Source organism: Yersinia sp. FDAARGOS_228, assembly GCF_002073315.2.
In the GTDB taxonomy this organism is placed as follows: Bacteria; Pseudomonadota; Gammaproteobacteria; order Enterobacterales; family Enterobacteriaceae; genus Yersinia; species Yersinia intermedia.
The window spans coordinates 2,291,938-2,318,282 of record NZ_CP020409.2 but is presented as its reverse complement, the minus strand read 5'-3'; the positions used below and the strand labels follow the sequence as shown (position 1 = coordinate 2,318,282).

The window sequence follows — 26,345 nt, the reverse complement described above, 5'->3', positions numbered from 1 at the left end:
TGATCAAATCGATTTGATGTTATCCTCGTATGCAGATTGTTTCCATCATCTTATGGTTAATATATTGAATAGAGAGAAAACTATGAGTCATTTCTTCGCCCATCTATCCCGTTTGAAACTAATCAACCGCTGGCCTCTGATGCGCAATGTCCGCACTGAGAATGTCTCTGAACACAGTTTGCAGGTGGCATTTGTCGCTCATGCGCTAGCTATCATTAAGAACCGTAAGTTTAACGGCAATCTTAATGCTGATCGCATTGCACTGCTGGCGATGTACCACGATGCCAGCGAAGTGATTACCGGGGATTTACCGACGCCCATCAAGTATTACAACCCGCAAATCGCCCACGAATACAAAAAAATAGAAAAGGTTGCCCAACAAAAACTGATCGAAATGCTGCCGAAGGAGTTACAGCATGATTTCCGCTGTCTGCTGGACGAGCACTATTACAGCGAAGAAGAGAAAGCGCTGGTTAAACAAGCCGATGCCCTGTGTGCTTATCTAAAATGTCTGGAAGAGTTATCGGCCGGTAATAACGAGTTTATTCAAGCCAAAGCGCGGTTGGAGAAAACCCTCTCGATGCGCCAAAGCCCGGAAATGGATTACTTTATGGCGGTGTTTGTGCCCAGCTTTAGCCTGTCACTGGATGAAATCAGCCTCGACTCACTGGATTAAAGTTGAAGTTGAAGTTAATTTTCAAAAGCATATTTGAGCTGCCGAGCGAAGAATATAGGCAAGGAAAACGGGCAGGACGCCCGTTTTAGGCGTCACGCGGAGGGACCTGCGAAGCAGGCACGCGATACGTGCGCTAACGCGGGGATTCCACAAGGGGTCACGCGCTTGTGACCCCTTTGGCGGTTGAGGCACCAAGGGGCAAGGTGAGCACCAATCTCATATCAACCAAACTAAACACAACTCTTACCCCATAGCATCCCAATCAGAATGGAAACAGCACCGGCACCACCATCACACTAACAATCATGACTAATATCGTAAATGGTACCCCCATGCGGACAAAATCACCGAATTTATAGCCACCAGGCCCTAATACCAAGGTGTTCACCGGTGACGAAACGGGGGTCATAAAAGCGGCTGAGGCTGCAATACCAATAATCATCGCAAAGGGATATGGCGAGACTGACATCTCCCGCGCAGCAGCAATGGCAATCGGTGCCATTAGAACTGCCGTTGCCGTATTAGAAATAAACAATCCGATTGTGGCACACAACACAAACAAACATAGCAGCATGACGCGCGGCCCCATCCCACCGGCCACATCCATCAAACCACGAACAATCAAATCAACCCCGCCGGTTTTCTGCAATGCCTGCGCAAAGGGCATCATCCCGATGATCAAAATCAAGCTCGGCCAATGGATTGAACGATAAGCACTTTCCATATCAATACATCGGAACTGCCCCATCAGTAAACAGGCGACCAGCGCTGCAATCACATTCGGCACCTCGTCGGTCATCATCATGGCAACCATCAACGCCAGACAGAACAATGCGTGGGGGGCTTGCGAAATGGCCGGTGCCACTTCATCCACTTCAGCCGGCAGGTTCAGTACGATGAAATCACGGGTCTTTAACTGCAACTGGCGAATCAGTTTCCAATCACCGATCACCAGTAAGATGTCGCCAAACTGTAATTTGTCATCAACCAGTTTGCCTTCCAAAGTCTTACCATTGCGGCGGATACCCACCACATTTAAACCATAGCGGGTACGGAAGGTGACCTCACGTAGACTCTTTCCCAATAGAGCGGAATCAGGAATGAGCGAAACCTCAGCCATTCCGACGTTGCGCGCCTGCTCGGAGAAGTATTCACCGCGCAGTACCATCGGCTCCAGCATCTGCTCGGTACAAAATTCACGTAAGTCTATGTCGCAATCTGACATATCAATCAGTAAGACATCGTTCTCGTGCAATTCGGATGAACCGGTGGCGCTCACCATCACACGCCGAAAACGCTTCCAGCGTTCAATCCCCACCACATTTGCCCCATAACGGGCACGCAGATGCAGCTCGTCAAGTGAACGGCCAATCAAAGGAGAATCATGGCGGATAGCCAAACGGCGCGCACGGCCATTCAGTTTATAATCGCGAATAAGGTCTCGGAAAGTACGGCGTTTCCATTGCTGCTCTTTCTCTGAGCTTTCCGGCTTCCCTCCCAACCAGCGCCGGGCCACTAGCATGTAACCAACACCCATTAGCAAAATGATGATACCAATCGGAGTCACACCAAAGAAGCCAAACCCTTTGATGCCTTCGCGCAGTAACTCACTGTTTACCACCATATTTGGCGGTGTTGCCACCAACGTCATCATGCCACTTATCAAACCAGCAAAACTCAGCGGCATCATTAAACGCCCCGGCGAAATTTTCATCCGGCTGGCAACACTCAGTACCACAGGGATAAAGATCGCCACCACGCCAGTTGAACTCATAAAAGCGCCCAATCCGGCAACCGTTACCATTAACAGCGCCAACATTTTGGTTTCACTGTGACCGGCGACTTTCACCAACCAATCGCCCACCTGATAGGCAACACCGGTTCTGACTAACCCTTCACCAATAACAAACAGCGCCGCAATCAATATCACGTTGGGATCACTGAATCCGCTGGTCGCCTCACCTAATGACAACGTACCGCTCATCACAAAGGCAATAATGACCAACAGTGCTACCACGTCCATGCGCAGTTTATTGGTAGTAAACAGCACAATAGCTATTAGAAGTAGCGTCAACACCCACAATAGTTCGCTGTTCAAAATGGCCTCGTTGGCAAAAAGTGAAAGGGAATATCCGGCTCTGGCAGTAAAACATTAAAATCAGCGATGGCCGCTGTCTGAGATCAATAATGACTGCAAATTTATGTGCTTACTATCCCGCAAAGCGTTTAATTGTATTTTTTCCCTGAAAAAAGTTTATCAATTTGTGAGGTTCCAGACAGTAAAAGAGCGCCATCAGGCGCTCTCAGTGAAGATGTTTAAGCATCGCGCGAAAACTTAACCTACTCGCACAACCCGTGCGCCATTAGTGGTCACTTCAACATTAATTTGTTCCAGCGAACTGAGCACCAAATCAACCTGATCAAGTTTTGGCGTATCCGCCGGAGCGTTGACTGCAATCACCTGACAGCCCGCCGCCAAGCCTGACAAAATCCCCGCAGGGGCATCTTCCACTACGATACAATCAGCAGGAGCCAACCCTAAGCGCTCGGCCCCCAACAGATAAGCATCCGGCTGAGGTTTGCCATGCTTAACCTGTTCGCAGGTGATAAACACTTCAGGTACCGGCAGATGGCCGGCAGCACGGCGAGCAGAAGCGACCGGTACCGAGCCAGAAGTGACAATAGCCCACGGAATTGACAGGCTGTTTAGTCGATCCAACAGTGCCACTGCGCCTGGCAGTGCACTCACACCATCGGTGTCATTGGCTTCAATCTGCTCCAATGCCAGAAACTCAGCCTGAATTTCAGCCTCGCTTGCACCTGACATGAAATGACGTAAAGAGGTAATTGCTTGTTTGCCATGGATAAAATCAAGAACTTCTGCTGGATTGATGCCTCGCCCTTGCGCCCAGCCAATCCAGGCCCGTTCGACAACAGGTAAAGAATCAACCAACGTCCCGTCCAAATCAAAAAGAAAACCTTTACACTCCACAAGCACATCCTCTTCAGTAAAACTATTTCTTCAACTTACTGATAGCACACAAGTTACACGTTATCAGGCATTGATGATTTGCGAAATTTCAACGGCACTCAAATGGTATTGGCGTGGACATGATTGCCAGATAGCCAGCATACGTTGGTATTTATCCCACATTGGGGTTTGAGAGTTGAAACCATGAGTTCCTGAGTCAAAATGGGTGTAACGCCCTTCAGTATTAACCATAAAGCGCACATAACTCAGATAACGGGATTCGGTAGCAGCATCAAAGCCGAGGAATGAGATACGGCGCTCATCCAAGTCTTGCTTGTCTTTCAGGTTACCGCTGGAGACTTGCAGGGCGTGATGCATCTCCATGATATTAATGATAGTACGGCAAGTATCTTCGCTCATTTCACCAAAATCACGGTCCAGTTCACGCATCTGCAAACCAAAGCCGCGCTCGACAATGGTTTGCTGGCGACGATAACGCTCAGCATTTTCCGGGTCCAGCATGGTCATCATTTTGTACTGATTCGACAGAATCAGTCGTTGGGCGTTTGTCATATCCATCACTAACTCCTAAAACATAAATAATGAGGAAATCATCGCACACAGGCTTAGGCCATACTTTGATTTGACAGGGGATTTTGCACCACTAATCCTTTGATGCATAGAAAGCTGCTGGCATAAAACGCCCCTTAGAGGTCATCAAGAAATGTTTTATCCAACTGTTTGAAGGCACGTTTCAGCACATCCGCCAGGGATTGGTAAGTTGGCGTCTGCTCGACCGGTGCAACGGCCTGCCCCGCTTCAGTCAGCTTGTTGCGTACCTCGTGGAACCACTTGAGTAACGTTGGCGGTAATGGGGTTATCGCACGCTTACCTAACCACCATAACCCTTGTAATGGTAAACCACAGGCGAACAGCGCAGTTGCGATAGCTGGCCCTAGCTGCCCACCGAGGGCTATCTGCCAGGTCAGGGTAAAAATGGCCAACGGAGGCATAAAGCGGATACCGAAACGTGTCGCCGTAACCACGCGATTTTCGGGAAACACTGTCGCCAGGCGCTTATCTGCAGGCCAGGTCTTCATATAAAGTTGGCCGCGCTGGAGTACCTGAAACCAACTTACAGAATCAGAGGGTTTTGTTGTCATGGTTTACCTCAACTTCACAAACAAAAATTAAAATTTTTTTTGCAATCCACAAACTAAAAATTAGTCTGTTAAATATATTTTGTTTTTAGGCTGCGCTATCGGTATCCTAGCTCGGCCTTTTGGCCGCTAGAAGATGGCACTAAATATGTCAACTTTTTGCAGCTTTTAAATCATTTTTGTTAAATCGCACCGATTTTTACCACCAGGTTTTAACGTTTGCACTTAGCGTTTAATCCGCGATTTTTCCATCATCATGCCTTTTTCTCTATCGCATGATGTTAATCATTAATGTCGACGCCAATATGCGCTACGCTTTTGGACTGATTGACGTTTTATTAACCACATGTTTTTCGCTGTTTTTGCACCTTCAATGCCCCACGCGCATCGTTGTGTAAAAACAAATGTTGAACACGACTATAAAATAGGTACTTCCATGTCGAGTAAGCTAGTACTGGTTCTTAACTGCGGTAGCTCTTCCCTAAAATTTGCTATCATCGACGCGACCAACGGTGAAGAACACCTCTCTGGTTTAGCCGAATGCTTCCATCTGCCTGAAGCCCGCATCAAATGGAAACTTGATGGTGGCAAACAGGAAGCAGCATTGGGTGCTGGTGCAGCACACAGCGAAGCACTGAATTTCATTGTTAATACTATTCTGGCACAAAAACCAGAGCTTTCCGCGCAACTGACCGCTATTGGTCACCGTATTGTTCATGGTGGCGAGAAGTTTACAGCATCCGCTATCGTTACCGACGAAGTTATTCAGGGTATCAAAGATTCCATCCCATTTGCACCACTGCATAACCCAGCTCACTTGATCGGTATCGCTGAAGCGTTGAAATCATTCCCGAATCTGGCTGATAAAAATGTCGCCGTCTTTGACACTGCATTCCATCAGACCATGCCAGAAGAGTCTTATCTCTACGCCCTGCCGTACCGTTTATACAAAGAAAACGGTATCCGTCGCTATGGCGCACACGGCACCAGCCACTTCTACGTCAGCCAGGAAGCCGCTAAAACCCTGAACAAGCCACTGGAAGAGCTGAACGTCATCACTTGCCATTTGGGCAACGGTGGTTCAGTCACTGCGGTTCGTAACGGTAAATGTGTTGATACTTCTATGGGCCTGACACCACTGGAAGGTTTGGTCATGGGCACCCGTAGTGGTGATATCGACCCGGCGATCATTTTCCATTTGTATGATGCCATGGGCATGAGCATGGAACAGATCAGCAAGCTGTTGACCAAAGAATCTGGCCTGCTGGGCCTGACGGAAGTCACCAGTGACTGCCGCTATGTTGAAGACAACTATGCAACTAAAGCAGATGCACGCCGCGCAATGGATGTGTTCTGCCATCGTCTGGCAAAATACATCGGTGCATATACTGCGCTGATGGATGGCCGTCTGGACGCGGTTGTCTTCACCGGCGGTATTGGTGAGAACGCAGCAATGGTACGTGAACTGACGTTGGACAAACTGGGTCTACTGGGCTTTGAAATTGACCACGAGCGTAATATGGCCGCACGCTTTGGTAAGTCTGGCACCATCACCAAAGATGGCAGCCGTCTGGCTCTGGTTATCCCAACCAATGAAGAACTGGTTATCGCGCAAGATGCTGCTCGCCTAACCGCATAAGTATTTTTACCCAAAGACCTTGGAGCTGCAGGTAGGCGGTAAGCGAACGCATCCCGATAAGCTGACTCAGGTCAGTGATTCGGGTAAGTGAACGTAGCCAACCCCCTGAAGTTCCAAGGACGAAGGATGTCCCCAAAGTCATTGGAGTTGCAGGTAGGCGGCAAGCGAATAAATCCCGATGAGCTGACTCAGGTCAGTGATTCGGGTGCATGAGCGTAGCCAACAACCCTGCGGCTTCAAGGACGAAGGGTATAACCGTAAAGAGGTTTAGCCGTGTCCCGTACAATAATGTTGATTCCTACCGGCACCAGCGTTGGTCTAACCAGCGTCAGCTTGGGTGTCATCCGCTCCATGGAACAAAAAGGTGTACGCCTGAGCGTATTCAAGCCAATCGCCCAGCCTCGTGCCGGTGATGATGCACCTGACCAAACCACCACTATTATCCGTGCGAACTCCAGCATCACTGCTGCTGAGCCGTTGAACATGGGTTATGTGGAAACCTTGCTGAGTTCTAACCAGCAAGATGTGTTAATGGAAGAAATTGTTGCCCGTTATCACGAAAATACCAAAGACGCAGAAGTGGTTCTGGTTGAAGGCTTGGTGCCAACACGTAAACATCAGTTTGCCAATGCATTGAACTATGAAATTGCTAAAACGCTGAATGCTGAAATCGTCTTTGTTATTGCGCTGGGTAATGACTCACCGGATCAGCTGAAAGAGCGTATTGAACTGGCTCGTTCCAGCTTTGGTGGCAGCAAAAACAAAAATATCACCGGCGTTATCATTAACAAATTAAATGCACCGGTTGATGAGCAAGGCCGTACCCGCCCTGACCTGTCTGAAATCTTTGATGATTCCACCAAGGCCAGCGTTGCGAATATCGATCCGAGCCAACTGTTTGCCAACAGCCCGCTGCCCGTTCTGGGTTGTGTGCCTTGGAGCTTCGAGCTGATTGCAACTCGTGCCATTGATATGGCTAATCACCTGAAAGCGACCATTGTTAACGAAGGTGATATCAGAACTCGCCGCGTTAAATCGGTCACTTTCTGTGCTCGTAGTATCCCGCATATGCTGGAACATTTCCGTCCAGGTTCTCTGTTGGTGACCTCAGCAGACCGCCCAGACGTGTTGGTTTCAGCTTGTCTGGCGGCAATGAATGGCGTTGAAATTGGTGCCATCCTGCTGACAGGTGGTTATGCGATTGATGAACCGATTAAAAAGCTGTGTGAGCGCGCCTTCCAAACTGGCCTGCCAGTATTTATGGTTAATACCAACACTTGGCAGACCTCCCTCAGCCTGCAAAGCTTCAATCTGGAAGTGCCCGCCGACGACCATGAGCGTGTTGAGAAGCTGCAAAACTACGTTGCCAGCCATATCAGTGGTGAGTGGATTGACTCTCTGAGTGCAACTTCTGAGCGTTCACGTCGCTTGTCACCACCAGCATTCCGCTACGAGCTGACCGAACTGGCCCGTAAAGCCGGTAAACGCATCGTACTGCCAGAAGGCGATGAGCCACGTACCGTTAAGGCTGCTTCTATCTGCGCTGAACGCGGTATCGCGACTTGTGTGCTACTGGGCAACCCAGAAGAGATCCAACGTGTTGCTGCCGCGCAAGGTATTGAGCTAGGCAAAGGCGTTGAAATCATCGATCCTGTTGCCGTGCGTGAACAATATGTTCCGCGTCTGGTTGAGCTGCGTAAGAGCAAAGGCATGACCGAAGTGGTCGCACGCGAACAGTTGGAAGACAACGTCGTTCTCGGCACTCTGATGCTAGAAAAAGGTGAAGTTGACGGTTTAGTTTCCGGTGCAGTACATACCACCGCAAACACCATCCGCCCACCGTTGCAGTTGATCAAAACCGCACCAGGCAGTTCACTGGTTTCTTCTGTGTTCTTTATGCTGCTGCCTGACCAGGTTCTGGTTTACGGTGACTGTGCAATCAATCCAGATCCAACCGCTGAACAACTGTCTGAGATTGCTATTCAATCTGCGGATTCTGCTGCAGCATTCGGTATTGAACCACGTGTGGCGATGATCTCTTACTCTACCGGTAATTCTGGTGCGGGTAGCGATGTCGAAAAAGTACGTGAAGCGACCCGTCTGGCACAAGAAAAACGCCCAGATCTGATCATCGATGGTCCGTTGCAGTATGATGCGGCAATCATGGCAGATGTGGCAAAATCCAAAGCGCCTAACTCACCGGTTGCAGGTAAAGCCACTGTGTTCATCTTCCCAGATTTGAACACCGGTAACACCACCTATAAAGCGGTACAACGCTCTGCTGACCTGATCTCTATCGGGCCGATGCTGCAAGGTATGCGTAAGCCAGTTAACGATTTGTCCCGTGGTGCATTGGTTGACGATATCGTCTATACCGTAGCACTGACGGCGATTCAATCCGCTCAGGCTGACGCCAGCGCATCTTAAGTCTAAGATTACGTTGTCTACGAAACGCCAGCCTTGTGCTGGCGTTTTTGTTTGTTGGCAAAGCGATGTATAAATTGGGGTTAGAACGCTTTCACCTCGTAACCACATTCGCCAAAAGAGCGTATCCGTAAAACGCGCCAACAAAAAAACCGCCATATAGGCGGTTTCTCTGTGCTGGTCCGGTAAGCGGCCATTCCAGCGGGCTTGTTAGTATCAAAATAACTGTTACTAACATATCGCAAGTGCAACCCTGTTCTCATATTTTGGGCCAGTTGCTATTCACTGTCAAGTATCGGCTGGGGGTGCATTCGTGTACAATCGCGGCGGACCTTTTCGCCGCCTTAAGCAAGCGGGCATCGGTTTAAGGGAAGGATATCCATTGGCCGTAACGCAAGTGCAACCCTGTACTTGTATTCACGGTAGTATCACCGGTGGTGCTGGCGTGAAGCGGTCTAAGCATGGACCGCACAATGAAACGGTACTTTTGTATTGTGCTCGTTGTATTTGGCGCATTGTTAACATCCGGGAATGGGGGTTGGCGTATTTTCAACAACTCAATCACGGTGATAATCAACACGTCAGGCAAGTAAGCCCGGTAAGCCGCCCTGCGGGGCGGTTTTCCTTTATTGTTTGGCGCTAGCCTCAGGTACTCTGCCGTGGTTCAAATTTATAGCTGAAACTCTGGCTAACCGGTTCACTCAACTCGCCATCGTCCTCACTCTCAAGCAGTTCGATCAACATCTTGCCGGCATCTTTACCCATTTTCCGGTAATCGATACGCATCGACGTCAGCGTCGGGTGAGTCTGATCACAGTTATCAGAGCCATCCAGGCAGGCAACCGCGATCCCGCCGGGGATTTTCAGCAAGCGGCGCTGGCATTCAAACAACACTCCCAAAGCGATATCTTCGTGGCTGCAAATAACAGCATCCAGTTCCGGCTGGCGTTGTAGGATCTCCGTCAAGGCATAGCGGCCAAACTGCAAACTGGCTGTTTCTGGTGTAGTGACGGTTTGATCGGCATTTTTGTAATGTTCCAGCATCGCTTTATGCCAGCCGTTCAATTGCTGACGTTGCAAGCGGTTATCCATATGAGCGCCAATAAAACCAATATTGTGATAACCGCGCTCCAGTAAATGACTGCTTAATGCATAAGCAGACTCAAAAAATGCCGCTTCAAGGGTAATTTTTGCCCCTTTAAAGTAGGAACCCACCACATTAACGCTAGGAATATTGGCTCGCTCTAGCAATTGATAAGTTTTATCTGCCAGTTGTGAGCCGAATATCACCACCGCTGCTGGATTGCTTTGCAGCAGTGTCATCAGTATTTCAGCTTCTTTCCGCTGATTATATTCATGGCAACCCAGCAATAACTGAAATTCATTCTTGTTCAGAATCTGTTGTAGCGCCTGCATAAATCGGGAACTGGCTTTATCGGTAAGCGATGGAATCAAAACCGCGACAGTATCGCTATGTCCTGAGGCCAAAGCCCCCGCTGCACGGTTGGGAATATATCCTAATGTTTCAACAGCTTGCTCTATCTTCTCACGTAACTTATCTGAAACCTGCTCCGGCGTTCTCAGCGCTCTGGAAACAGTCATCGACCCTACCCCAGCGTAATTCGCCACATCCAATAGAGTGACCCGCCCGGTATTACGGCGCTTGCGTGTTTTTTCCATGCTGAGTTCCTGCCTGATTAAAATTTCTTGCCGAATTAAAATATCCTGTTTGGATAAAACAAATCAGTCCGAACGAATCTCGGCAATACGTTGCATTGTATATGGCTTATTACGAGATAGCCAAAGACCCTGACGCAACAAATGATAGCGCTATCACAAAATTTGGTAGCGCTATCAGGTAGCGCTACCAATTGAGATATTCATCACATTAATAACTACGATAACTATCTACTCTCTGGTTAACAGTCATCGGGAGTCATCAATATCATGTTAAAAACACTGTTAACGTCAGACGTCATTCAGGTGGTTAGCCAGGCAAAAGACTGGCGTGAGGCCATCGCAATTTCATGTAAGCCACTGATTGATAATGGCTCTATTGAAGCGCGCTATGTCGACGCTATTTATCGCTCCCATGAGGCTATTGGCCCTTACTACGTGGTCGGCCCCGGCATTGCGATGCCACATGCCCGCCCGGAAGAAGGCGTTAATAAACTCTCTTTGGCATTAACCGTCATTACCGAGGGTGTCACTTTCAATGCTGAAGGTAATGACCCGGTCAAACTACTCATTGTGTTAGCCGCGACAGACAGCAATAGCCATATTGAGGCTATTTCTCAACTCGCTCAGTTGTTCGATAACGATAAAGATGTACAAACCTTACTTAATGCACAAACGCCGCAAGAGATTCAATCAGTCATTGCGCGTTATTAATCACGGCATTCAGTACGGATAATAATTTTAAGGGGAAAGAAAATGAAAATTACAGTGGTTTGCGGTAACGGCTTAGGTACCAGCCTGATGATGGAAATCAGCATCAAAAGTATTCTGAAAGAGTTGGCAGTCGCAGCCGAAGTGGATCATGTGGATCTTGGCTCTGCCAAAGGTACCCCAAGTGACATCTTCATCGGTACCAAAGATATTGCCGAGCAACTCATTGCTCAGTCGGTTGGCGGCAAAATCGTTGCTCTTGATAACATGATTGATAAGAAAGCCATGAAAGAACGTTTGTCTGTGGCATTAACTGAATTAGGCGCGCTGTAAGCGGAGGCTGGCATGGATTTCTTTCGTTTCTTAATGAGTGATGTGCTTTCTGAACCGGCAGTTCTGGTCGGTTTGATCGCGTTAATCGGCCTGATTGCCCAGAAAAAACCAGTAACTGAGTGTATTAAAGGCACCGTAAAAACCATCATGGGTTTTGTCATTTTAGGTGCGGGCGCGGGCCTGGTGGTTTCATCTCTGGGTGATTTTGCCAATATCTTCCAACACGCTTTCGGTATTCAGGGCGTGGTGCCGAATAACGAAGCAATCGTTTCTGTGGCACAAAAGAGTTTTGGTAAAGAGATGGCGATGATTATGTTCTTCGCTATGGTGATCAATATTCTGATTGCCCGCTTTACGCCATGGAAATTTATCTTCCTGACCGGTCATCACACCCTGTTTATGTCGATGATGGTGGCAGTAATTCTGGCTACCGCAGGTATCAGCGGCGTGACACTGATTGTCATTGGTTCGTTGGTAGTTGGGGTTGCGATGGTGTTCTTCCCAGCGATTGCCCACCCTTACATGAAAAAAGTGACCGGTTCTGATGATGTGGCAATTGGCCACTTCTCTACCCTGTCTTACGTACTGGCAGGTTTTATCGGTAGCAAATTCGGTAATAAAGAACATTCTACTGAAGATATGAATGTGCCGAAAAGCCTGCTGTTCCTGCGTGATACACCAGTGGCTATCTCATTCACCATGTGTATCATTTTTATCGTGACTTGCCTGTTCGCCGGACCAGAAGTGGTGAAAAGCCTGAGTGGCGGTAAGAACTGGTTTATGTTCTCGTTGATGCAATCCATCACTTTTGCCGCGGGTGTGTACATCATCCTGCAAGGTGTACGTATGGTTATTGCCGAGATAGTGCCAGCATTTAAAGGGATTTCAGACAAGCTAGTTCCTAATGCAAAACCTGCATTGGATTGCCCGGTAGTATTTCCATACGCACCTAATGCGGTTCTGGTTGGCTTCCTGAGCAGCTTTGCTGCGGGTCTTATCGGTATGTTCGCACTTTACTTGATGGACATGACCGTGATTATCCCAGGCGTAGTTCCTCACTTCTTCGTTGGTGCAGCAGCCGGGGTATTTGGTAATGCAACCGGTGGCCGCCGTGGTGCTATTTTAGGTGCCTTCGCGCAGGGCTTATTGATTACCTTCCTGCCAGTCTTCCTGCTGCCAGTACTGGGTGACATCGGCTTTGCCAATACCACGTTCAGTGATGCTGACTTCGGTGCGCTGGGTATCTTACTGGGTATTATTGTAAGATAATCAGCAAGATGAAAGTAAGAAACACGAAAGCCCCTGAAGAGGGGCTTTTTTATGCTTAAGCAAGAATTAATCTTCGCGAGGGGTGATTTTACCGTAATCCTGCTCATTGTTACGCGTCAGCCACAGTGACAGCGCTTTCAGAGAGTCAGGGGTAAACTCGTCACAACGGGCAGTGATATCTTCCGGTACCATCCAGCATACCTCTTCAATTTCCTCAGCCTGTAGTGCGAATGGCCCATGGGACACGCAACTGAATAATCCGCCCCAAACCCGGCAACACTCTTCTTCAAAATAAAACAGGCCATGTTCGGCAAACGGGACACCGGCGATCCCTAACTCTTCCTCTGCCTCACGCCGCGCAGATTCCAGATAGTTTTCACCACTCTGCACAACACCACCTGCGGTGGCATCCAGTTTACCAGGATAGAAATCTTTACTCTCGGTACGACGTTGTACCAGAATTTTCCCCATTCCATCGTGCACCACAATATAGGTAGCACGGTGGCGTAGTCGTTGAGCTCTCATTTGTTGACGGCTGGATTGCGCAATAACTTCATTTTGCTCATCAACAATATCAACCCACTCGATGACTGCTGCTGGATTTTGCTCCACCATCCTCTGAAACCTTCTATCTGGGCGCGGTGAGACTCGCGCAATTGTTAATTATAATTTTACCCTTCTGATTTGACGTTACTGCATCAATCAATTTGAGTAACTAACTATTTATAATAGTTTTTTTAAATCCAATTGGGTGACAAGTTCATCGTTATGTAGGGCCAGAACCTGTAAAACTCCTTGGTCTAACATGCCATAGCTCGCCGGGTATCCGCCTTTGGGGATACTGACCGAGCCTGGATTAAAACAAATAATATCTGCCTGTTGCTGAGCTTCGGGCAGATGAGTATGACCATAGACTAAGACATCCCCCTTACGCAACGGAGGAAGTGCGCCGGGATGATAAAGGTGACCATGCGTCAAAAATAGGCGGGTTTCTGGCATAATAATCTGCTGCCAACCGGCCATTATCGGGAACTGTAATAGCATCTGGTCAACTTCACTGTCACAGTTACCACGAACCGCAATGATCCTTTCTTTATAGGGGTTTAGGCGCTCTGCAACCGCGGCTGGCTGATAACCTGCGGGTAACGCATTACGTGGCCCATGGTTAAGCAAATCACCCAATAACACCAACCACTGCGCACCACTGCGCTCGAAGGTAGCCAGAACCTTTTCCGTCGCGGGTAACGAACCATGCAGGTCAGAAGCAAACATTAACTTCATGATATCGTTTTCTCTTAGGTCTACTCTCAGCAAATCAGGTGGCATAAACGCCTGGGGACTTAACGAGAGATAAAGAAGTCTATTCTATCATCCAATTGGTCGGATTAATCCGATAAAAATCGGAATCTGTCATGAGAAAATTTTATCGCAAAAAACAGCGCCGACACGACAAAATAATATCAGCGCAAGGTGAACTACAATACGAGGGTAGCGTTACAACGAGGGTTGAGATACCAGTTCATCCAATGTCACCGGATTGAATAAATACCCCTGCATAGCATCAATATTGCTGCCCTTAAGTTGCGCTGACTCATCCTCATTTTCCACGCCAACCACAATGACACCGAGGCAATATTTCTTAATATTATTGATTAAGATCGGGAAGGTATGTTTATTGTGTTGCCAGAAAAAATGCTTATCGATTTTTACATATTCAAAAATATTGGCCGTGACTGCATTCAAGGTGGAACCGCCACTGCCCAAATCGTCTAACCATAACGGATAGCGCTCCGCTAGTTCCCGTAGCAACGGGTTATTCATCCCATCGGATAAATTAGAAAAGGTCTCCATGATTTCCAATCGTAGGAAAGGCATCTCATCCAACAACTGGCGTATTGCAGCATCCGTCACAATCACCCCCGCCAAATCAAAATCAATATTGATTGAAAGCAGAACATTGTGCGTGATAAACCAATCGCTATACGCTTTTACGGCCCGCAACTGGTCCTGGAATAAATCAGTCTTTCCGTCGATATCTAATTTTTTAATAAACTTGTCTACATCGATGGGCAAATCGACCGATTTCGCAGAAAATCGGCTTAATAGCTCTACTGCCAGTAAGCTACCATCTTGTCTATGTATGGGCTCGCATACATAAGAACAATTAACTTCGATATTTAGCTTCATGCGCACCTGAAAAAGTATATGGACAACAATGAGGTCACAACCAGACCTCAGCCGGAGGATTTATAAGCCACCGCGAGTTTTTATAAAGCACCCAACATTTATTTATAAAACATCCAAACTTCACAAGGTATAGGAGGCCAACAGCCTTCTCCTCCATTCAGGTTAGTTTGTTCACTCTAGCAGAAATTCACAAAATCAGTGTTTTAAAAGTAAGCAAGGTGTGGCTTATAGTCGTTCTTGTTGTTCAGAACAATAGCCATATCTGCAGTTTTCTACTGCCGAAGTGGTATTACTTGAACGTTCAATACTGTATTAATCGGATAGATTGGTGCATTTGTTTAGTTATTATTTTTTATTTTTCCAAATGATGTGACTCACCCAGACTTACCGATGAGATTAAAAAAATAATCTCAGGATGTGCTCAGCATCGTAGGAGAAGATCGCAGGTTAGCCTATGCTGAAGGAGAAACCAGACTGCCGCTATCCCCAACGGACTCGGCGTTGCAGGTAGGCATCAAGTAAGCGATTTGGGTAAGTGAACGCAGATAACCCCCTGCGGCTTCAAGTAAGAAGAGGATAAATGGAGATTGGCTATGCGTATATTAATAACCGGAGCTACAGGCCTAATTGGGCGCAGTCTAACTGCCTTCCTTTTATCGCAAGCCCATCAAGTAACCGTTCTAACCCGTGACACTCAGCGGGCGAATAATGTGCTCGGCGCACAAGTCACCTGCTGGTCAACGCTAAATGATAAACATGACCTCAATGATTTTGATGCAGTAATCAATCTGGCTGGCGAGCCTATTGCAGAAAAACGCTGGACCCCACAGCAAAAAGAGATTTTGTGCCAAAGCCGCTGGCAGATAACCGAACGCCTGAGCACGTTAATAAGGGCCAGCAGTACACCACCAGCGGTATTTATTTCAGGATCCGCCGTTGGCTTTTATGGTGATCAGGGGCAAGCTCTGGTTACCGAAGAAGAGACGCCGCATGATGAATTTACCCATCAGTTGTGCGAGCGCTGGGAAAATCTGGCTCGGGCGGCTGAAAGTAGTCATACCCGCGTTTGCCTGTTACGCACGGGTATTGTATTAGCGCCACACGGCGGTGCACTAGCCAAAATGGTGCCGCTGTTGCGCCTTGGGCTAGGTGGCCCAATAGGGGATGGTCGCCAATATCTCCCCTGGATTCATATCGATGATATGGTGCATGGGATCTATTATCTGTTGACTACCGATGGCCTAAACGGCCCATTTAATATGGTTTCACCTTACCCGGTACATAACGAGCAATTTATTGCCACACTGGCCAGCGTGTTAGACCGGCCAGCGGTTATCCGCACACCAGCCGCCGCGATCCGCTTATTGCTGGGCGAATCCGCAGCATTAGTGTTGGGCGGACAACGGGCGGTGCCGAAACGATTGGAAGAAGCTGGTTTTGGCTTTCGCTATTTTGAACTGGAAGAAGCACTGCGCAATGTGCTGCACAAACCCTCGGCTTAATCGAATTGCTGCGGGATAGATAAAATCGCTATCCCGCAGAGATGTTACTTTAGTGCGCCAGAAAGGAACTGCTGCAAGCGGTTACTCTTTGGGTTACCAAAAAGTTCAGCCGGCGGGCCTTCCTCTTCGATTACCCCTTTGTGCAGGAAAATAACATGGCTGGAAACATGGCGTGCGAACTCCATTTCATGGGTTACCACCACCATGGTTTTCCCCTCTTCGGCCAGTTTTTGCATGATACGCAATACTTCACCGACCAGTTCTGGGTCCAGCGCAGAGGTAGGTTCATCAAATAGCAGTACATCGGGTTCCATCGCCAGTGCCCGGGCAATGGAAACACGCTGCTGCTGGCCTCCTGATAGATGTACCGGATATTTAGCCCGTGCGCGCTCATCAATTCCAACTTTATCCAGATAACGGATAGCCCGCTCTTTGGCCACTGATTTACTTAACCCCAAGACTTGAACCGGTGCCTCCATTACATTCTCCAGCACCGTCATATGGCTCCACAAATTAAAATGTTGGAATACCATCGTCAGGCGCGTGCGCAACAGTTGCAGCTCTTTTTTATCAAAAACTTTCAATTGCCCATCTTTATCCCGTACCAGGCGGATATCTCGATTATTAACGCTAATCGAGCCTTCACTGGGCTTTTCCAAAAAGTTGATACAGCGTAAAAAGGTACTTTTCCCTGAGCCGGAGGAACCAATAATGGAGATAACATCCCCTGCTTTAGCCGAAAGTGAAACACCTTTTAAAACTTCATGTTCACCGTAGTGCTTATGCAATTCCGTCACAGACAGTTTGGTTTCAGCTATTTTAGTTTCTAATGTGTCAGTCATAAGATCTCCGTACTTAATGCGATGCCTGAGGTTTTATATGAGCCAGCCAACGTTTCTCTGCCTGGCGGAACAGGCTAATTAGCGTAAAGGAGATAATCAGATAAAGTACGGCAGCAATACCAAAAGCATAAAACGGCTGATAAGTTGCAGCGTTAATATCACGCGCTATTTTCAGTATATCTGGCACCGTGGCAGTAAATGCCAGAGCGGTGGAGTGCAGCATTAAGATTACCTCATTACTGTAAGCCGGTAAGGCAATACGCAGCGCAGAAGGTAAAATAATACAGCGATACAATTTAAAACGTGAAAAACCATAGGCTCTGGCGGCTTCGATTTCACCATGTGGCACCGAACGAATGGCCCCAGCGAAAATCTCAGTGGTATAAGCACAGGTATTCAATGTTAGCGCCAAAATAGTGCAATTCAATCCGCTGCGGAAAAATGCATTCAGCAAATCATTGCCTCGGACAATCTCCAAACTGTACATGCCGGAATAGAATACCAATAGTTGTACATATAAGGGCGTACCACGGAAGATATAAGTAAAAATCCAAACCGGCAAGCGAATCCAACGCCGTTCGGCGACCCTTGCTACTGCCAAAGGAATTGCCAGCAACCCGCCCATGACGACTGAGGAAATAAGTAACCATAAGGTGACAGCCATCCCGGTGAAGCGATAACCATCACTCCAGAGCAGTGCTTGCCAATATTGTTGCAGGATCTCTATCATAGCTCAGCCCTCTTCACCCCATGGGAATAGCGCCGTTCTAGCCACAGTAATACGCCATTCGATACCGTGGTGAAGACCAGATAGACCACGCCGGCCACTAAAGCGAAGAAGAATGGCTGATAAGTCCCCTTGCCTGCCAACTGTGTGGCCTTAACCACATCATTTAACCCCAAAATAGAGACCAATGCCGTTGCCTTTAGAATGACTTGCCAGTTATTGCCGATACCGGGCAGTGCATAGCGCATCATGGCAGGAAACATGATTCTGCGGAAAATTTGGCTAGGGGTGAAACCAAATGCCGTCGCCGCCTCAATCTGGCCGCTGGGTACCGCCATATAGGCACCCCGGAAGGTTTCAGTGAAGTAAGCACCATAGATAAAGCCAAGGGTAATTATCCCAGCGGAGAGAGGATCAATATTGATTTGCTCAAAACCAATTGATTCAGTAATGCTATTTAGGGTTATCTGCAAACCGTAGAAGATAAGCAGCATTAAGACTAAATCGGGTACACCACGGATTAGTGTGGTGTAGCATTCAAAAAAGCCAGATAACAGCCGATTCGATGATAACTTTCCACCGGCACCAATCAAGCCGATAATCACTGACAGCAGCACTGAACACAGTGCCAACTCCAGCGTCACCAGCGCACCTTCAAATATCAGTTTCGAATATCCATCCAGCATCTGGGTTATCCTGTTTTACTGAGTAAGGAGTCTGGTTAATTGCTATGTTTAATTGCATGTAGAGGCCCCAACCATTTTTGGCTGGGGCCTTAACGGCAAAGGTGATTAACCGCCGTAAACATCAAAATCGAAATATTTCTTCGCCAGCTTGTCGTAAGTGCCATCTTTGCGCATTTCTGCAAAGGCTTTATCCAGCGCCGCTTTCAGTTCTGCATCATCTTTACGCAAGCCCATACCGGTACCTACGCCAAAGAATTGATCATTTTTTACTGATGGACCGGCGAAAGCATAACCTTTACCCGCCTCTTGTTTCAGGAAACCTTCACTGCCTGCAACTTCATCCTGGAAAGCCGCATCAATGCGCCCCGAGGCCAAGTCAGCATAAATCAGATCCTGATTTTGATAAGCAACTACATCAATACCTTTTGGCTGCCACTCAGCATTGGCAAATGCTTCCTGAGTAGAGCCTTGCAACACCCCAACACGTTTGCCTTTCAAGGCCACTAATGTAGGCTCGATTTTACTGCCTTTGGTGGCAATTAAACGGGCATTGGCCGCGTAGAGCTTGTCGGTGAAAGCAATCTCTTTTTGGCGTTTTTCAGTAATGGAGAGTGAGGAGATAATGGCATCGATTTTTTTAGCTTTGAGCGATGGGATTAATGCATCGAAGTCACTTTCAACAAAAGTACATTTGGTATCGATACGTTTACATAACTCTTTTGCTATATCGATATCAAAACCTACCAATTCACCACTGGCATTTTTGGACTCAAAAGGAGCATAAGTTGGATCAGTACCAATTTTGACATCTTTAGGAATGGCAGCAAAAGCACTGCTGGCAGCAGCCAATGCTAATACTAGCGGAAGAACCAAGATCTTCTTATTCATACATAACCCTCAAATTGATTTTCGATGCCATAAAGTGCGTTAGTTTTCCGTACAACCCAGAGCGTTCATAAACCAATTTGCAGTAATCGTGCCAGTAATCATCTGGCGATAAAGCTAATTTCACTACTGCTTAATTAGCACGATCACCGCTAAATACCAGCATCAAGTTGTACGCAAAAATCGAATACGGAACGCATGCCCTGACACACCTTCTCAAACAGGATCATTGTGGTGCATTATCCGCCCCATTTCAGTGCGATGTTGCACAAATGTATCAATTAAGGGGAAAATGTTAATTACTACCTTGCCAACGCGTAAACAGGTCTTCAGGTAGTTCGATATCAAATTGATCGATAACCCGATTAACGGTCTGATCAATAATATCTTGAATGGTTTGTGGTCGATGATAAAACGCTGGCATCGGCGGCATAATGATAGCGCCCAGCTCAGCGGCTTGTACCATCAGGCGTAAATGCCCTAAATGCAACGGGGTTTCGCGCACACCCAACACCAAGGGGCGGCGCTCTTTTAAGATCACATCAGCAGCACGGGTCAGCAAACCGTCGGTATAGCTATGAACAATGCCAGATAACGTTTTGATTGAACAAGGCAAAATGACCATGCCACAGGTCTTGAATGACCCAGATGAGATACAAGCAGCAATGTCACGTGAGTCATGTACAACATCGGCCAGTGCCTGCACATCCTTTACGCTGAGCTCAGTTTCCAGCGCCAGCGTTTGGCGCGCCGCATTACTGAGAATAAGATGAGTTTCCACGCCCTCGACATGTTGTAGCACCTGTAATAGCCGTACACCATAAATGGCACCGCTGGCACCGCTAATGCCGATAATAAGTCGTTTCATGGGGTACTGCCTCGCGCTGATGTTATGCCTTATAGAGTGAGCATAACATAAAGAAATATCGCCAGACTTTGCCGTATCAAGTGCGGATTAGCAAGTTATTGGCCCCGTTTTGCCACAATACTCATGGCCCTCGGGTAGATAACAAAAAAGGTGCACCGCGCCGGAACGCTGGTTGCACCTTTTTGATTCATGCTCTGCCGATGACTTGAATATACCGAATAAATTTCAAGATGCAGCGTGGATTGGCCGCGGCCAACACATCTGCAACGTGAAAGATGACAGGTATTACCCTTCGTTATGCATCTCCAGATTCTCGGCTTCGTTATGATTACGTAATGCCTGCGCATCATCGTTACGTAACGACTCAAGATATTCCAGATAGCTCTGATCGACATCTTTAGTCACGTAAACGCCGTTAAAGACCGAGCACTCAAACTGGATGATGTCTGGGTTATCTTCGCGTACTGCCTCGATAAGATCGCTAAGATCCTGGAAAATCAGTGCATCGGCACCAATCAACTGGCGGATTTCATCCACTTCACGACCATGGGCAATCAATTCGTTCGCACTTGGCATATCAATGCCATACACATTCGGGAAACGAATTTCCGGTGCAGCAGAGGCGAAATAGACCTTCTTCGCCCCAGCCTCACGCGCCATCTCGACAATTTGTTCCGACGTTGTGCCACGCACGATAGAGTCATCTACTAATAAGACGTTCTTATCACGGAACTCTGCGCGGTTGGCATTGAGTTTACGGCGCACTGATTTACGACGTTCCTGTTGACCAGGCATGATAAAGGTACGGCCAACATAACGGTTTTTCACAAACCCCTGACGGTACGGTTTATCCAGAATACGGGCGATTTCCAGCGCGATATCGCAAGATGTTTCCGGGATAGGAATGACAACGTCAATATCCAGATCTTCCCACTGTTTGGCAATTTTGGCACCCAACTTCTGCCCCATGCGCACGCGCGCACTGTAAACAGAAATTTTATCCATAAAGGAGTCTGGGCGAGCAAAATAAACATACTCAAACAAGCACGGATTATATTTCGGATTTTCAGCACACTGGCGGGTGAACAACTGGCCTTTTTCCGTGATATACACGGCCTCGCCTGGTGCAACATCACGCAGGAATTCAAAACCAAGAGTATCCAGTGCCACACTTTCAGAAGCGACCATATATTCATTGCGGCCGTCAGCCAAAGCGCGCTTACCCATAACCAACGGACGAATACCGTTAGGGTCACGGAACGCAACCATACCATGGCCGATAATCATCGCGACGCAAGCATATGCCCCACGGATCAACTGATGCGTTGCAGCAACAGCGGCAAAAATATTGTCTGACTCCAACGGATAATGTTGAAAACGGTCTAATTCACTGGCAAAAATATTCAGCAGAATTTCTGAGTCAGAAGTGGTGTTCACATGACGGCGAGAAACTTCGAATAATTCCTTTCTCAGTTGGTGAGCGTTAGTCAGATTACCGTTATGAGCCAGAGTGATGCCAAACGGTGAGTTAACGTAGAAAGGCTGAGCCTCGGAAGCACTAGAACTGCCAGCCGTCGGGTAACGAACATGGCCAATACCCATATTCCCCTGTAAGCGCAGCATATGCCGGGTTTCAAATACATCCTTCACCAAGCCGTTTGCTTTACGCAGCCGGAACCCATTATGGGCATCAATGGTAACGATGCCCGCAGCATCCTGGCCTCGGTGCTGAAGCACCGTCAGCGCATCATAAATCGACTGGTTTACCGGTGCAAAACCGGCGATACCGACAATACCGCACATGTTGTCTTTTCCTCATAAGCCGCTCCGAATCGGTAATTGATTCGGTAAGAAACTCGACGTGCTCTGCAGGTAGTCAAAGAACCACCTGATTATATAACTGAACTGCGGGATCAATTGTGACTGTTTCCAGTCAACACTCTGTGAAAAGCCAGTAAACGTATCCAGAAAGAACAACATGGCAGAGACTATCAGAACACCTCGCAGCGCGCCAAAACAGACACCCAGCACCCGGTCAGTTCCTGATAACCCAGTACGTTCAACCAACGAACTAATCACATAGTTAACAATAGCCCCGACGATCAATGTCGCGATGAACAAAATGCCGATGGCAATTCCGTTGCGAACTACTTCATCTTCAAAACGCGTGAAGTAGACAGCAAGGTAAGTGTAAAAATGGCTGGCAACAAAAAACGCACACCCCCATGTTACAAGTGACAATGCTTCACGGACAAAACCCCGGATTAAGCTGACTAACGCAGAAAATCCGATAATCCCTATAATGACGTAATCAATCCAGACCATGGCTATTCCAATGACGAAATCGCCGCTGCATCCTGTTCGCGGCGAATTCTAACAGAAAAAGAAAACGTTTGCGTAGGGGAATTCTTACCCACGACAAATTAAAGTGCGGCGATTTTAAAAACAACAATCGCCGCACAAACTTAGCTCAAAAACCCCATACACACTGATATCTTAACGCTCGGCATAAACCTTAACGCGCCGTGCCGTAGGGCTTAACTTGCCCATTCAGACCACTTAATGAATTAAGCTCCGGCAGCGCAGATTGCAATTTTTGTTTTGACGCATCTGGCCCGACATACACGCGGGTTATCTGGCCCTGAACTGGCGTTGCAGGCACCGTAAACGCCCGATGACCTGACAAGCGCAGCGTCGCCACGATTTCATTCACTTTAGCGGCGTTTTTCAACGCGCCCAGTTGGACGACATAAGCCTGCCCTACCGGTGCTTTTTCTTCTGTGGTCGGTTTGACTTGTGGCTGAACGTCCGGCTTAACCTCAGTTTGAACCTCAGGTTTAGGTTTCACTTCCTGCGGTTTCTTCTCTACCGGTACCGGTTTGACCTCAACCGGTTTCTTCTCAACAGGTTTCACCTCAACCGGCTTACTTGGTATCACTGGCGGTGCCACGATAGTCGGTTCAGACGAAAGGTTACCGGCATCATTAGCAGCCTGAGAGGCGGAATCATCTTTAGGGACATCCACGGCTTGCGCCGCACCTTCTGGTGGAGCGATAGGCAGAGGTTGACTGACCGGAGCAACCGCATCGATCTCCTGACTATCGCCTGGTTTTGGCACTAATGGGATAGCCGCAAACTCATCCTCATAATGCTTCTTTTTACCATCCAGTAGCCCCGGCAGTACAATCACGCCTAACGCCACCAGAATTATGGTCCCGACTAAACGGTTCTGGAACTTACTTGCCACTCGCACTCCCCAATTCAATGCCTTGATAAACTCAAGTTGTCACAAATTCAAGCTGTCATAAATCCAATACAGCCATCACATGAGCGACAGTATGGAAAGAACCACAGACAATAACCACATCCTGTGGTTCCGCATCCTGCATCGCCTGACGCCAGGCCGTTTCTACATCGCTAAACTGGCGTGATAGCACCAGATGCTCGGCTAATTGCTCCGCAGTCGCCCCACGCGGCCCTTCAAGCGGCGCACAATACCATTCATCAACTTGTTCAGATAAACAGGCCAGCGTCCCGCCAATATCTTTATCTGATAGCATGCCGACCACTGCCCGTACTTTACCGTGTTTCGGCAATCGAGCCAGCCTGTCGGTGAGATAACGTGCTGCATGCGGGTTATGGGCTACATCCAAAATCAGCAGCGGCTGCTCACTGACAACCTGAAAACGCCCCGGCAAACTGGCAGCCAACAAGCCCTGGCGAATAACCTCATCGCTTAAAGGCAGGCCGGAATAGTGCAATACGGCCAAAGCTGTCGCCGCATTTGCCAAAGGTACGTTTGGTAAAGGCAAATTGGCCCACTGATGGTTACCACACTGCCAATCCCAGCTATTTCTTTGTTGATCAAATGGCGCCTGTTGGCTGAACCACCATGCGTCATCACGGCGATACAGTTGTGACCCCAATTGCGCAGCAACATCGGCAATCGACTGCGGCATATCAGGTTCGCCAACCACGGCAGGTTTCCCTGCACGGAAAACACCGGCTTTCTCGCGGCCAATGCTTTCTCGATCGAAGCCCAACCAGTCAGTATGGTCTATGGCAATACTGGTAATAGCCGCAACATCAGAATCGACTATATTGGTCGCATCCAAACGCCCACCCAACCCCACTTCCAGAATCACTACATCAAGCTTAGCCTGCTTAAATAATTGCAGCGCTGATAAGGTGCCAAATTCGAAGTAAGTCAGGGAGATACCCGCGCGCCCGGCTTCAATTTGAGCAAAAGAGTGGCTGTGTTCAGCCTCAGACAATTCCTGCCCCTGAATACGAACTCGCTCGGTATAGCGCAAAAGGTGAGGTGAGCTGTAAACCCCGACCCGCAGACCCGCCGCAAGTAAGATTGATTCCAGGGTACAACAGGTGGTGCCTTTGCCATTGGTACCAGCAACGGTAAAGACTTTTGGGGCAGGTTTAAGCAGATCCAAACGCTCAGCAACCTGTTTAACACGTTCCAGACCCAACTCGATTGGTTGAGAGTGCAAACGTTCAAGATAGTAAAGCCACGCGGCCAAAGGCGACGTGGCTTTGGGGATTTGATGGTTTTTCATGAGTCCCGTCACTGGCCTTTATACCCATCAGACTTCAAGCTGCATGTGCATTGACTGCTTTCGTTGCTCGGCCCATCCATGGGCCTCGCCTCTGCGAGGCCGCTGCAAGCAGCGATGTTCAACATGGTTTACAACCAAGTTGTCACTCAATTGCCGCCTTCCTGCAACTCGAATTATTTTGGGTAAATATTTTCTTTTTTAAAGCTATAAAGCTTAAGTTGCGACCATGCACAACAACCGGGCATCACCTTATCAGGGTGATGCCCGCGTGAGTAATCAGGCTTCGGCCTGATTATCCGCCTGTGCAGTATCGGCTTTGCTCTCAATCACACTAGGTTGTGGCTGATGCGTTAATTTAGACAAGATACTGGCAATTGTCTGGCGCATCACCGGGCGACGAACGATCATGTCGATAGCGCCTTTTTCAATCAAGAACTCACTGCGCTGGAAGCCCGGCGGTAGTTTTTCCCGAACAGTTTGCTCAATAACCCGTGGACCAGCAAAACCGATCAAGGCTTTAGGTTCTGCGATATTGATATCACCCAACATTGCCAGACTGGCGGAGACGCCACCCATGGTAGGGTCTGTCAGCACAGAAATGTACGGCAAGCCACGCTCTTGCATTTTAGCCAAAGCAGCACTGGTTTTTGCCATCTGCATCAGTGACATCAATGCTTCCTGCATACGAGCACCACCACTGGAAGAGAAGCACACCAACGGGCAATTATCTTCCAGCGCCTGCTCAACCGCACGCACAAAACGAGCACCTACCACTGACGCCATTGACCCACCCATAAAGGCAAATTCAAATGAAGCGGCAACAATAGGCATGCCCTGCAAGGTTCCTTTCATGGCAACCAAGGCATCTTTCTCACCCGTGTCTTTTTGTGCAGCAGAAATGCGATCTTTATACTTCTTGGAATCCTTAAATTTCAGGATATCCTTCGGCTCCAGTTCGCTACCCAATTCAACTTCACTGCCTGCATCCAGTAGCATATGTAACCGTGAACGGGCTGTCATACGCATGTGGTGATCACACTTAGGACAAACTTCCAGATTACGCTCTAACTCGGCACGGTAAAGCACCTGACCGCAACTGTCACATTTAGTCCACACCCCTTCAGGAATACTCGCTTTACGGGTTTGTGTAATATTGCTTTTGTTAAGAATTCGTTCAATCCAGCTCATCGATGACCTTTCTGTTTGAACCTGGCTGT

General features: G+C 48.0%; 25 protein-coding genes. 7 read left to right on the top strand and 18 right to left on the bottom strand.

Annotated elements, in window-relative coordinates:
- Positions 1-82 precede the first annotated feature (82 nt).
- Positions 83-676 carry a 5'-deoxynucleotidase gene (yfbR, locus tag A6J67_RS10705; protein ID WP_080608162.1) on the top strand — a complete coding sequence of 198 codons (594 nt, stop codon included), beginning with the start codon at positions 83-85 and terminating at the stop codon, positions 674-676.
- Positions 677-938: 262 nt separating this feature from the next.
- Here yfbR and A6J67_RS10700 read toward each other — a convergent pair whose 3' ends face one another.
- The 4 genes from A6J67_RS10700 to yfbV form a co-directional block, all read right to left on the bottom strand.
- Complete coding sequence (locus A6J67_RS10700) at positions 939-2,774, bottom strand: SLC13 family permease (protein WP_032907648.1); 1,836 nt, start codon at positions 2,772-2,774, stop codon at positions 939-941.
- A 237-nt stretch (positions 2,775-3,011) separates the two neighbouring features.
- Positions 3,012-3,668: a sugar phosphatase gene (locus A6J67_RS10695; RefSeq protein ID WP_005191345.1), complete on the bottom strand. Its 657-nt coding sequence runs from the start codon at positions 3,666-3,668 to the stop codon at positions 3,012-3,014.
- A 63-nt stretch (positions 3,669-3,731) separates the two neighbouring features.
- Positions 3,732-4,226 (bottom strand): YfbU family protein, encoded by a 495-nt coding sequence (locus A6J67_RS10690; RefSeq protein ID WP_005191347.1) that lies wholly within the window; start codon positions 4,224-4,226, stop codon positions 3,732-3,734.
- 128 nt (positions 4,227-4,354) lie between these two features.
- Positions 4,355-4,810 (bottom strand): terminus macrodomain insulation protein YfbV, encoded by a 456-nt coding sequence (gene yfbV / locus A6J67_RS10685; RefSeq protein ID WP_032907650.1) that lies wholly within the window; start codon positions 4,808-4,810, stop codon positions 4,355-4,357.
- A gap of 433 nt (positions 4,811-5,243) precedes the next feature.
- Between yfbV and ackA the strand changes: the two genes are divergently transcribed.
- Together ackA and pta are read left to right on the top strand one after the other, a co-directional pair.
- A complete protein-coding gene (gene ackA / locus A6J67_RS10680; RefSeq protein ID WP_005191350.1) occupies positions 5,244-6,446 on the top strand; it encodes an acetate kinase in 1,203 nt (400 codons plus the stop codon).
- Positions 6,447-6,734: 288 nt separating this feature from the next.
- Positions 6,735-8,873 carry a phosphate acetyltransferase gene (gene pta / locus A6J67_RS10675; protein ID WP_005192631.1) on the top strand — a complete coding sequence of 713 codons (2,139 nt, stop codon included), beginning with the start codon at positions 6,735-6,737 and terminating at the stop codon, positions 8,871-8,873.
- A gap of 642 nt (positions 8,874-9,515) precedes the next feature.
- Here the strand turns inward: pta and A6J67_RS10670 are convergent.
- Positions 9,516-10,550 carry a LacI family DNA-binding transcriptional regulator gene (locus tag A6J67_RS10670; protein WP_005192635.1) on the bottom strand — a complete coding sequence of 345 codons (1,035 nt, stop codon included), beginning with the start codon at positions 10,548-10,550 and terminating at the stop codon, positions 9,516-9,518.
- 267 nt (positions 10,551-10,817) lie between these two features.
- On the opposite strand from A6J67_RS10670, the gene A6J67_RS10665 reads away from it, so the two are divergent.
- Genes A6J67_RS10665 through A6J67_RS10655 form a run of 3 tightly spaced genes read left to right on the top strand, consistent with a single transcriptional unit; the run spans position 10,818 to position 12,860 of the window.
- Complete coding sequence (locus tag A6J67_RS10665) at positions 10,818-11,261, top strand: PTS sugar transporter subunit IIA (protein WP_005192639.1); 444 nt, start codon at positions 10,818-10,820, stop codon at positions 11,259-11,261.
- Between the two features lie 42 nt (positions 11,262-11,303).
- Positions 11,304-11,591 (top strand): PTS sugar transporter subunit IIB, encoded by a 288-nt coding sequence (locus A6J67_RS10660; protein WP_005192642.1) that lies wholly within the window; start codon positions 11,304-11,306, stop codon positions 11,589-11,591.
- Positions 11,592-11,603: 12 nt separating this feature from the next.
- Entirely contained in the window at positions 11,604-12,860 is a 1,257-nt protein-coding gene (locus tag A6J67_RS10655) for a PTS ascorbate transporter subunit IIC (RefSeq protein ID WP_005192644.1), read from the top strand.
- A gap of 66 nt (positions 12,861-12,926) precedes the next feature.
- Here A6J67_RS10655 and yfcD read toward each other — a convergent pair whose 3' ends face one another.
- The 3 genes from yfcD to A6J67_RS10640 form a co-directional block, all read right to left on the bottom strand.
- Positions 12,927-13,475 carry an NUDIX hydrolase YfcD gene (yfcD, locus tag A6J67_RS10650; RefSeq protein ID WP_005192646.1) on the bottom strand — a complete coding sequence of 183 codons (549 nt, stop codon included), beginning with the start codon at positions 13,473-13,475 and terminating at the stop codon, positions 12,927-12,929.
- A gap of 108 nt (positions 13,476-13,583) precedes the next feature.
- Positions 13,584-14,141, bottom strand: a complete 558-nt coding sequence (yfcE, locus tag A6J67_RS10645; protein ID WP_042568330.1) for a phosphodiesterase — start codon at positions 14,139-14,141, stop codon at positions 13,584-13,586.
- 213 nt (positions 14,142-14,354) lie between these two features.
- On the bottom strand, positions 14,355-15,047 hold the full coding sequence (locus tag A6J67_RS10640) for an EAL domain-containing protein (protein WP_032907949.1): 693 nt from the start codon (positions 15,045-15,047) through the stop codon (positions 14,355-14,357).
- A gap of 593 nt (positions 15,048-15,640) precedes the next feature.
- On the opposite strand from A6J67_RS10640, the gene A6J67_RS10635 reads away from it, so the two are divergent.
- Positions 15,641-16,549, top strand: coding sequence for a TIGR01777 family oxidoreductase (locus A6J67_RS10635; protein ID WP_042568331.1), 909 nt, complete (start codon positions 15,641-15,643; stop codon positions 16,547-16,549).
- A gap of 44 nt (positions 16,550-16,593) precedes the next feature.
- On the opposite strand, the gene hisP is transcribed toward A6J67_RS10635, so the two are convergent.
- The 10 genes from hisP to accD form a co-directional block, all read right to left on the bottom strand.
- Positions 16,594-17,391: a histidine ABC transporter ATP-binding protein HisP gene (gene hisP, locus A6J67_RS10630; protein ID WP_074010338.1), complete on the bottom strand. Its 798-nt coding sequence runs from the start codon at positions 17,389-17,391 to the stop codon at positions 16,594-16,596.
- Between the two features lie 13 nt (positions 17,392-17,404).
- Positions 17,405-18,121 (bottom strand): ABC transporter permease, encoded by a 717-nt coding sequence (locus tag A6J67_RS10625; RefSeq protein WP_032907951.1) that lies wholly within the window; start codon positions 18,119-18,121, stop codon positions 17,405-17,407.
- Positions 18,118-18,804, bottom strand: a complete 687-nt coding sequence (locus A6J67_RS10620) for a histidine ABC transporter permease HisQ (RefSeq protein WP_005192685.1) — start codon at positions 18,802-18,804, stop codon at positions 18,118-18,120. Before A6J67_RS10620 ends, A6J67_RS10625 begins: the two co-directional genes overlap by 4 nt.
- Positions 18,805-18,909: 105 nt before the next feature.
- Positions 18,910-19,692 carry a histidine ABC transporter substrate-binding protein HisJ gene (gene hisJ, locus A6J67_RS10615; RefSeq protein ID WP_005192687.1) on the bottom strand — a complete coding sequence of 261 codons (783 nt, stop codon included), beginning with the start codon at positions 19,690-19,692 and terminating at the stop codon, positions 18,910-18,912.
- A 292-nt stretch (positions 19,693-19,984) separates the two neighbouring features.
- Positions 19,985-20,557 (bottom strand): UbiX family flavin prenyltransferase, encoded by a 573-nt coding sequence (locus A6J67_RS10610; RefSeq protein WP_005192689.1) that lies wholly within the window; start codon positions 20,555-20,557, stop codon positions 19,985-19,987.
- A gap of 285 nt (positions 20,558-20,842) precedes the next feature.
- Entirely contained in the window at positions 20,843-22,360 is a 1,518-nt protein-coding gene (gene purF / locus A6J67_RS10605; protein ID WP_005192691.1) for an amidophosphoribosyltransferase, read from the bottom strand.
- Between the two features lie 12 nt (positions 22,361-22,372).
- Positions 22,373-22,882, bottom strand: a complete 510-nt coding sequence (gene cvpA / locus A6J67_RS10600; protein ID WP_005192693.1) for a colicin V production protein — start codon at positions 22,880-22,882, stop codon at positions 22,373-22,375.
- A gap of 190 nt (positions 22,883-23,072) precedes the next feature.
- Positions 23,073-23,804, bottom strand: a complete 732-nt coding sequence (gene dedD, locus A6J67_RS10595) for a cell division protein DedD (RefSeq protein ID WP_042568334.1) — start codon at positions 23,802-23,804, stop codon at positions 23,073-23,075.
- Between the two features lie 55 nt (positions 23,805-23,859).
- Positions 23,860-25,128 carry a bifunctional tetrahydrofolate synthase/dihydrofolate synthase gene (gene folC, locus A6J67_RS10590; protein WP_005192696.1) on the bottom strand — a complete coding sequence of 423 codons (1,269 nt, stop codon included), beginning with the start codon at positions 25,126-25,128 and terminating at the stop codon, positions 23,860-23,862.
- A 276-nt stretch (positions 25,129-25,404) separates the two neighbouring features.
- Positions 25,405-26,316, bottom strand: a complete 912-nt coding sequence (gene accD, locus A6J67_RS10585) for an acetyl-CoA carboxylase, carboxyltransferase subunit beta (RefSeq protein WP_005183370.1) — start codon at positions 26,314-26,316, stop codon at positions 25,405-25,407.
- Between the last annotated feature and the right edge of the window lie 29 nt (positions 26,317-26,345).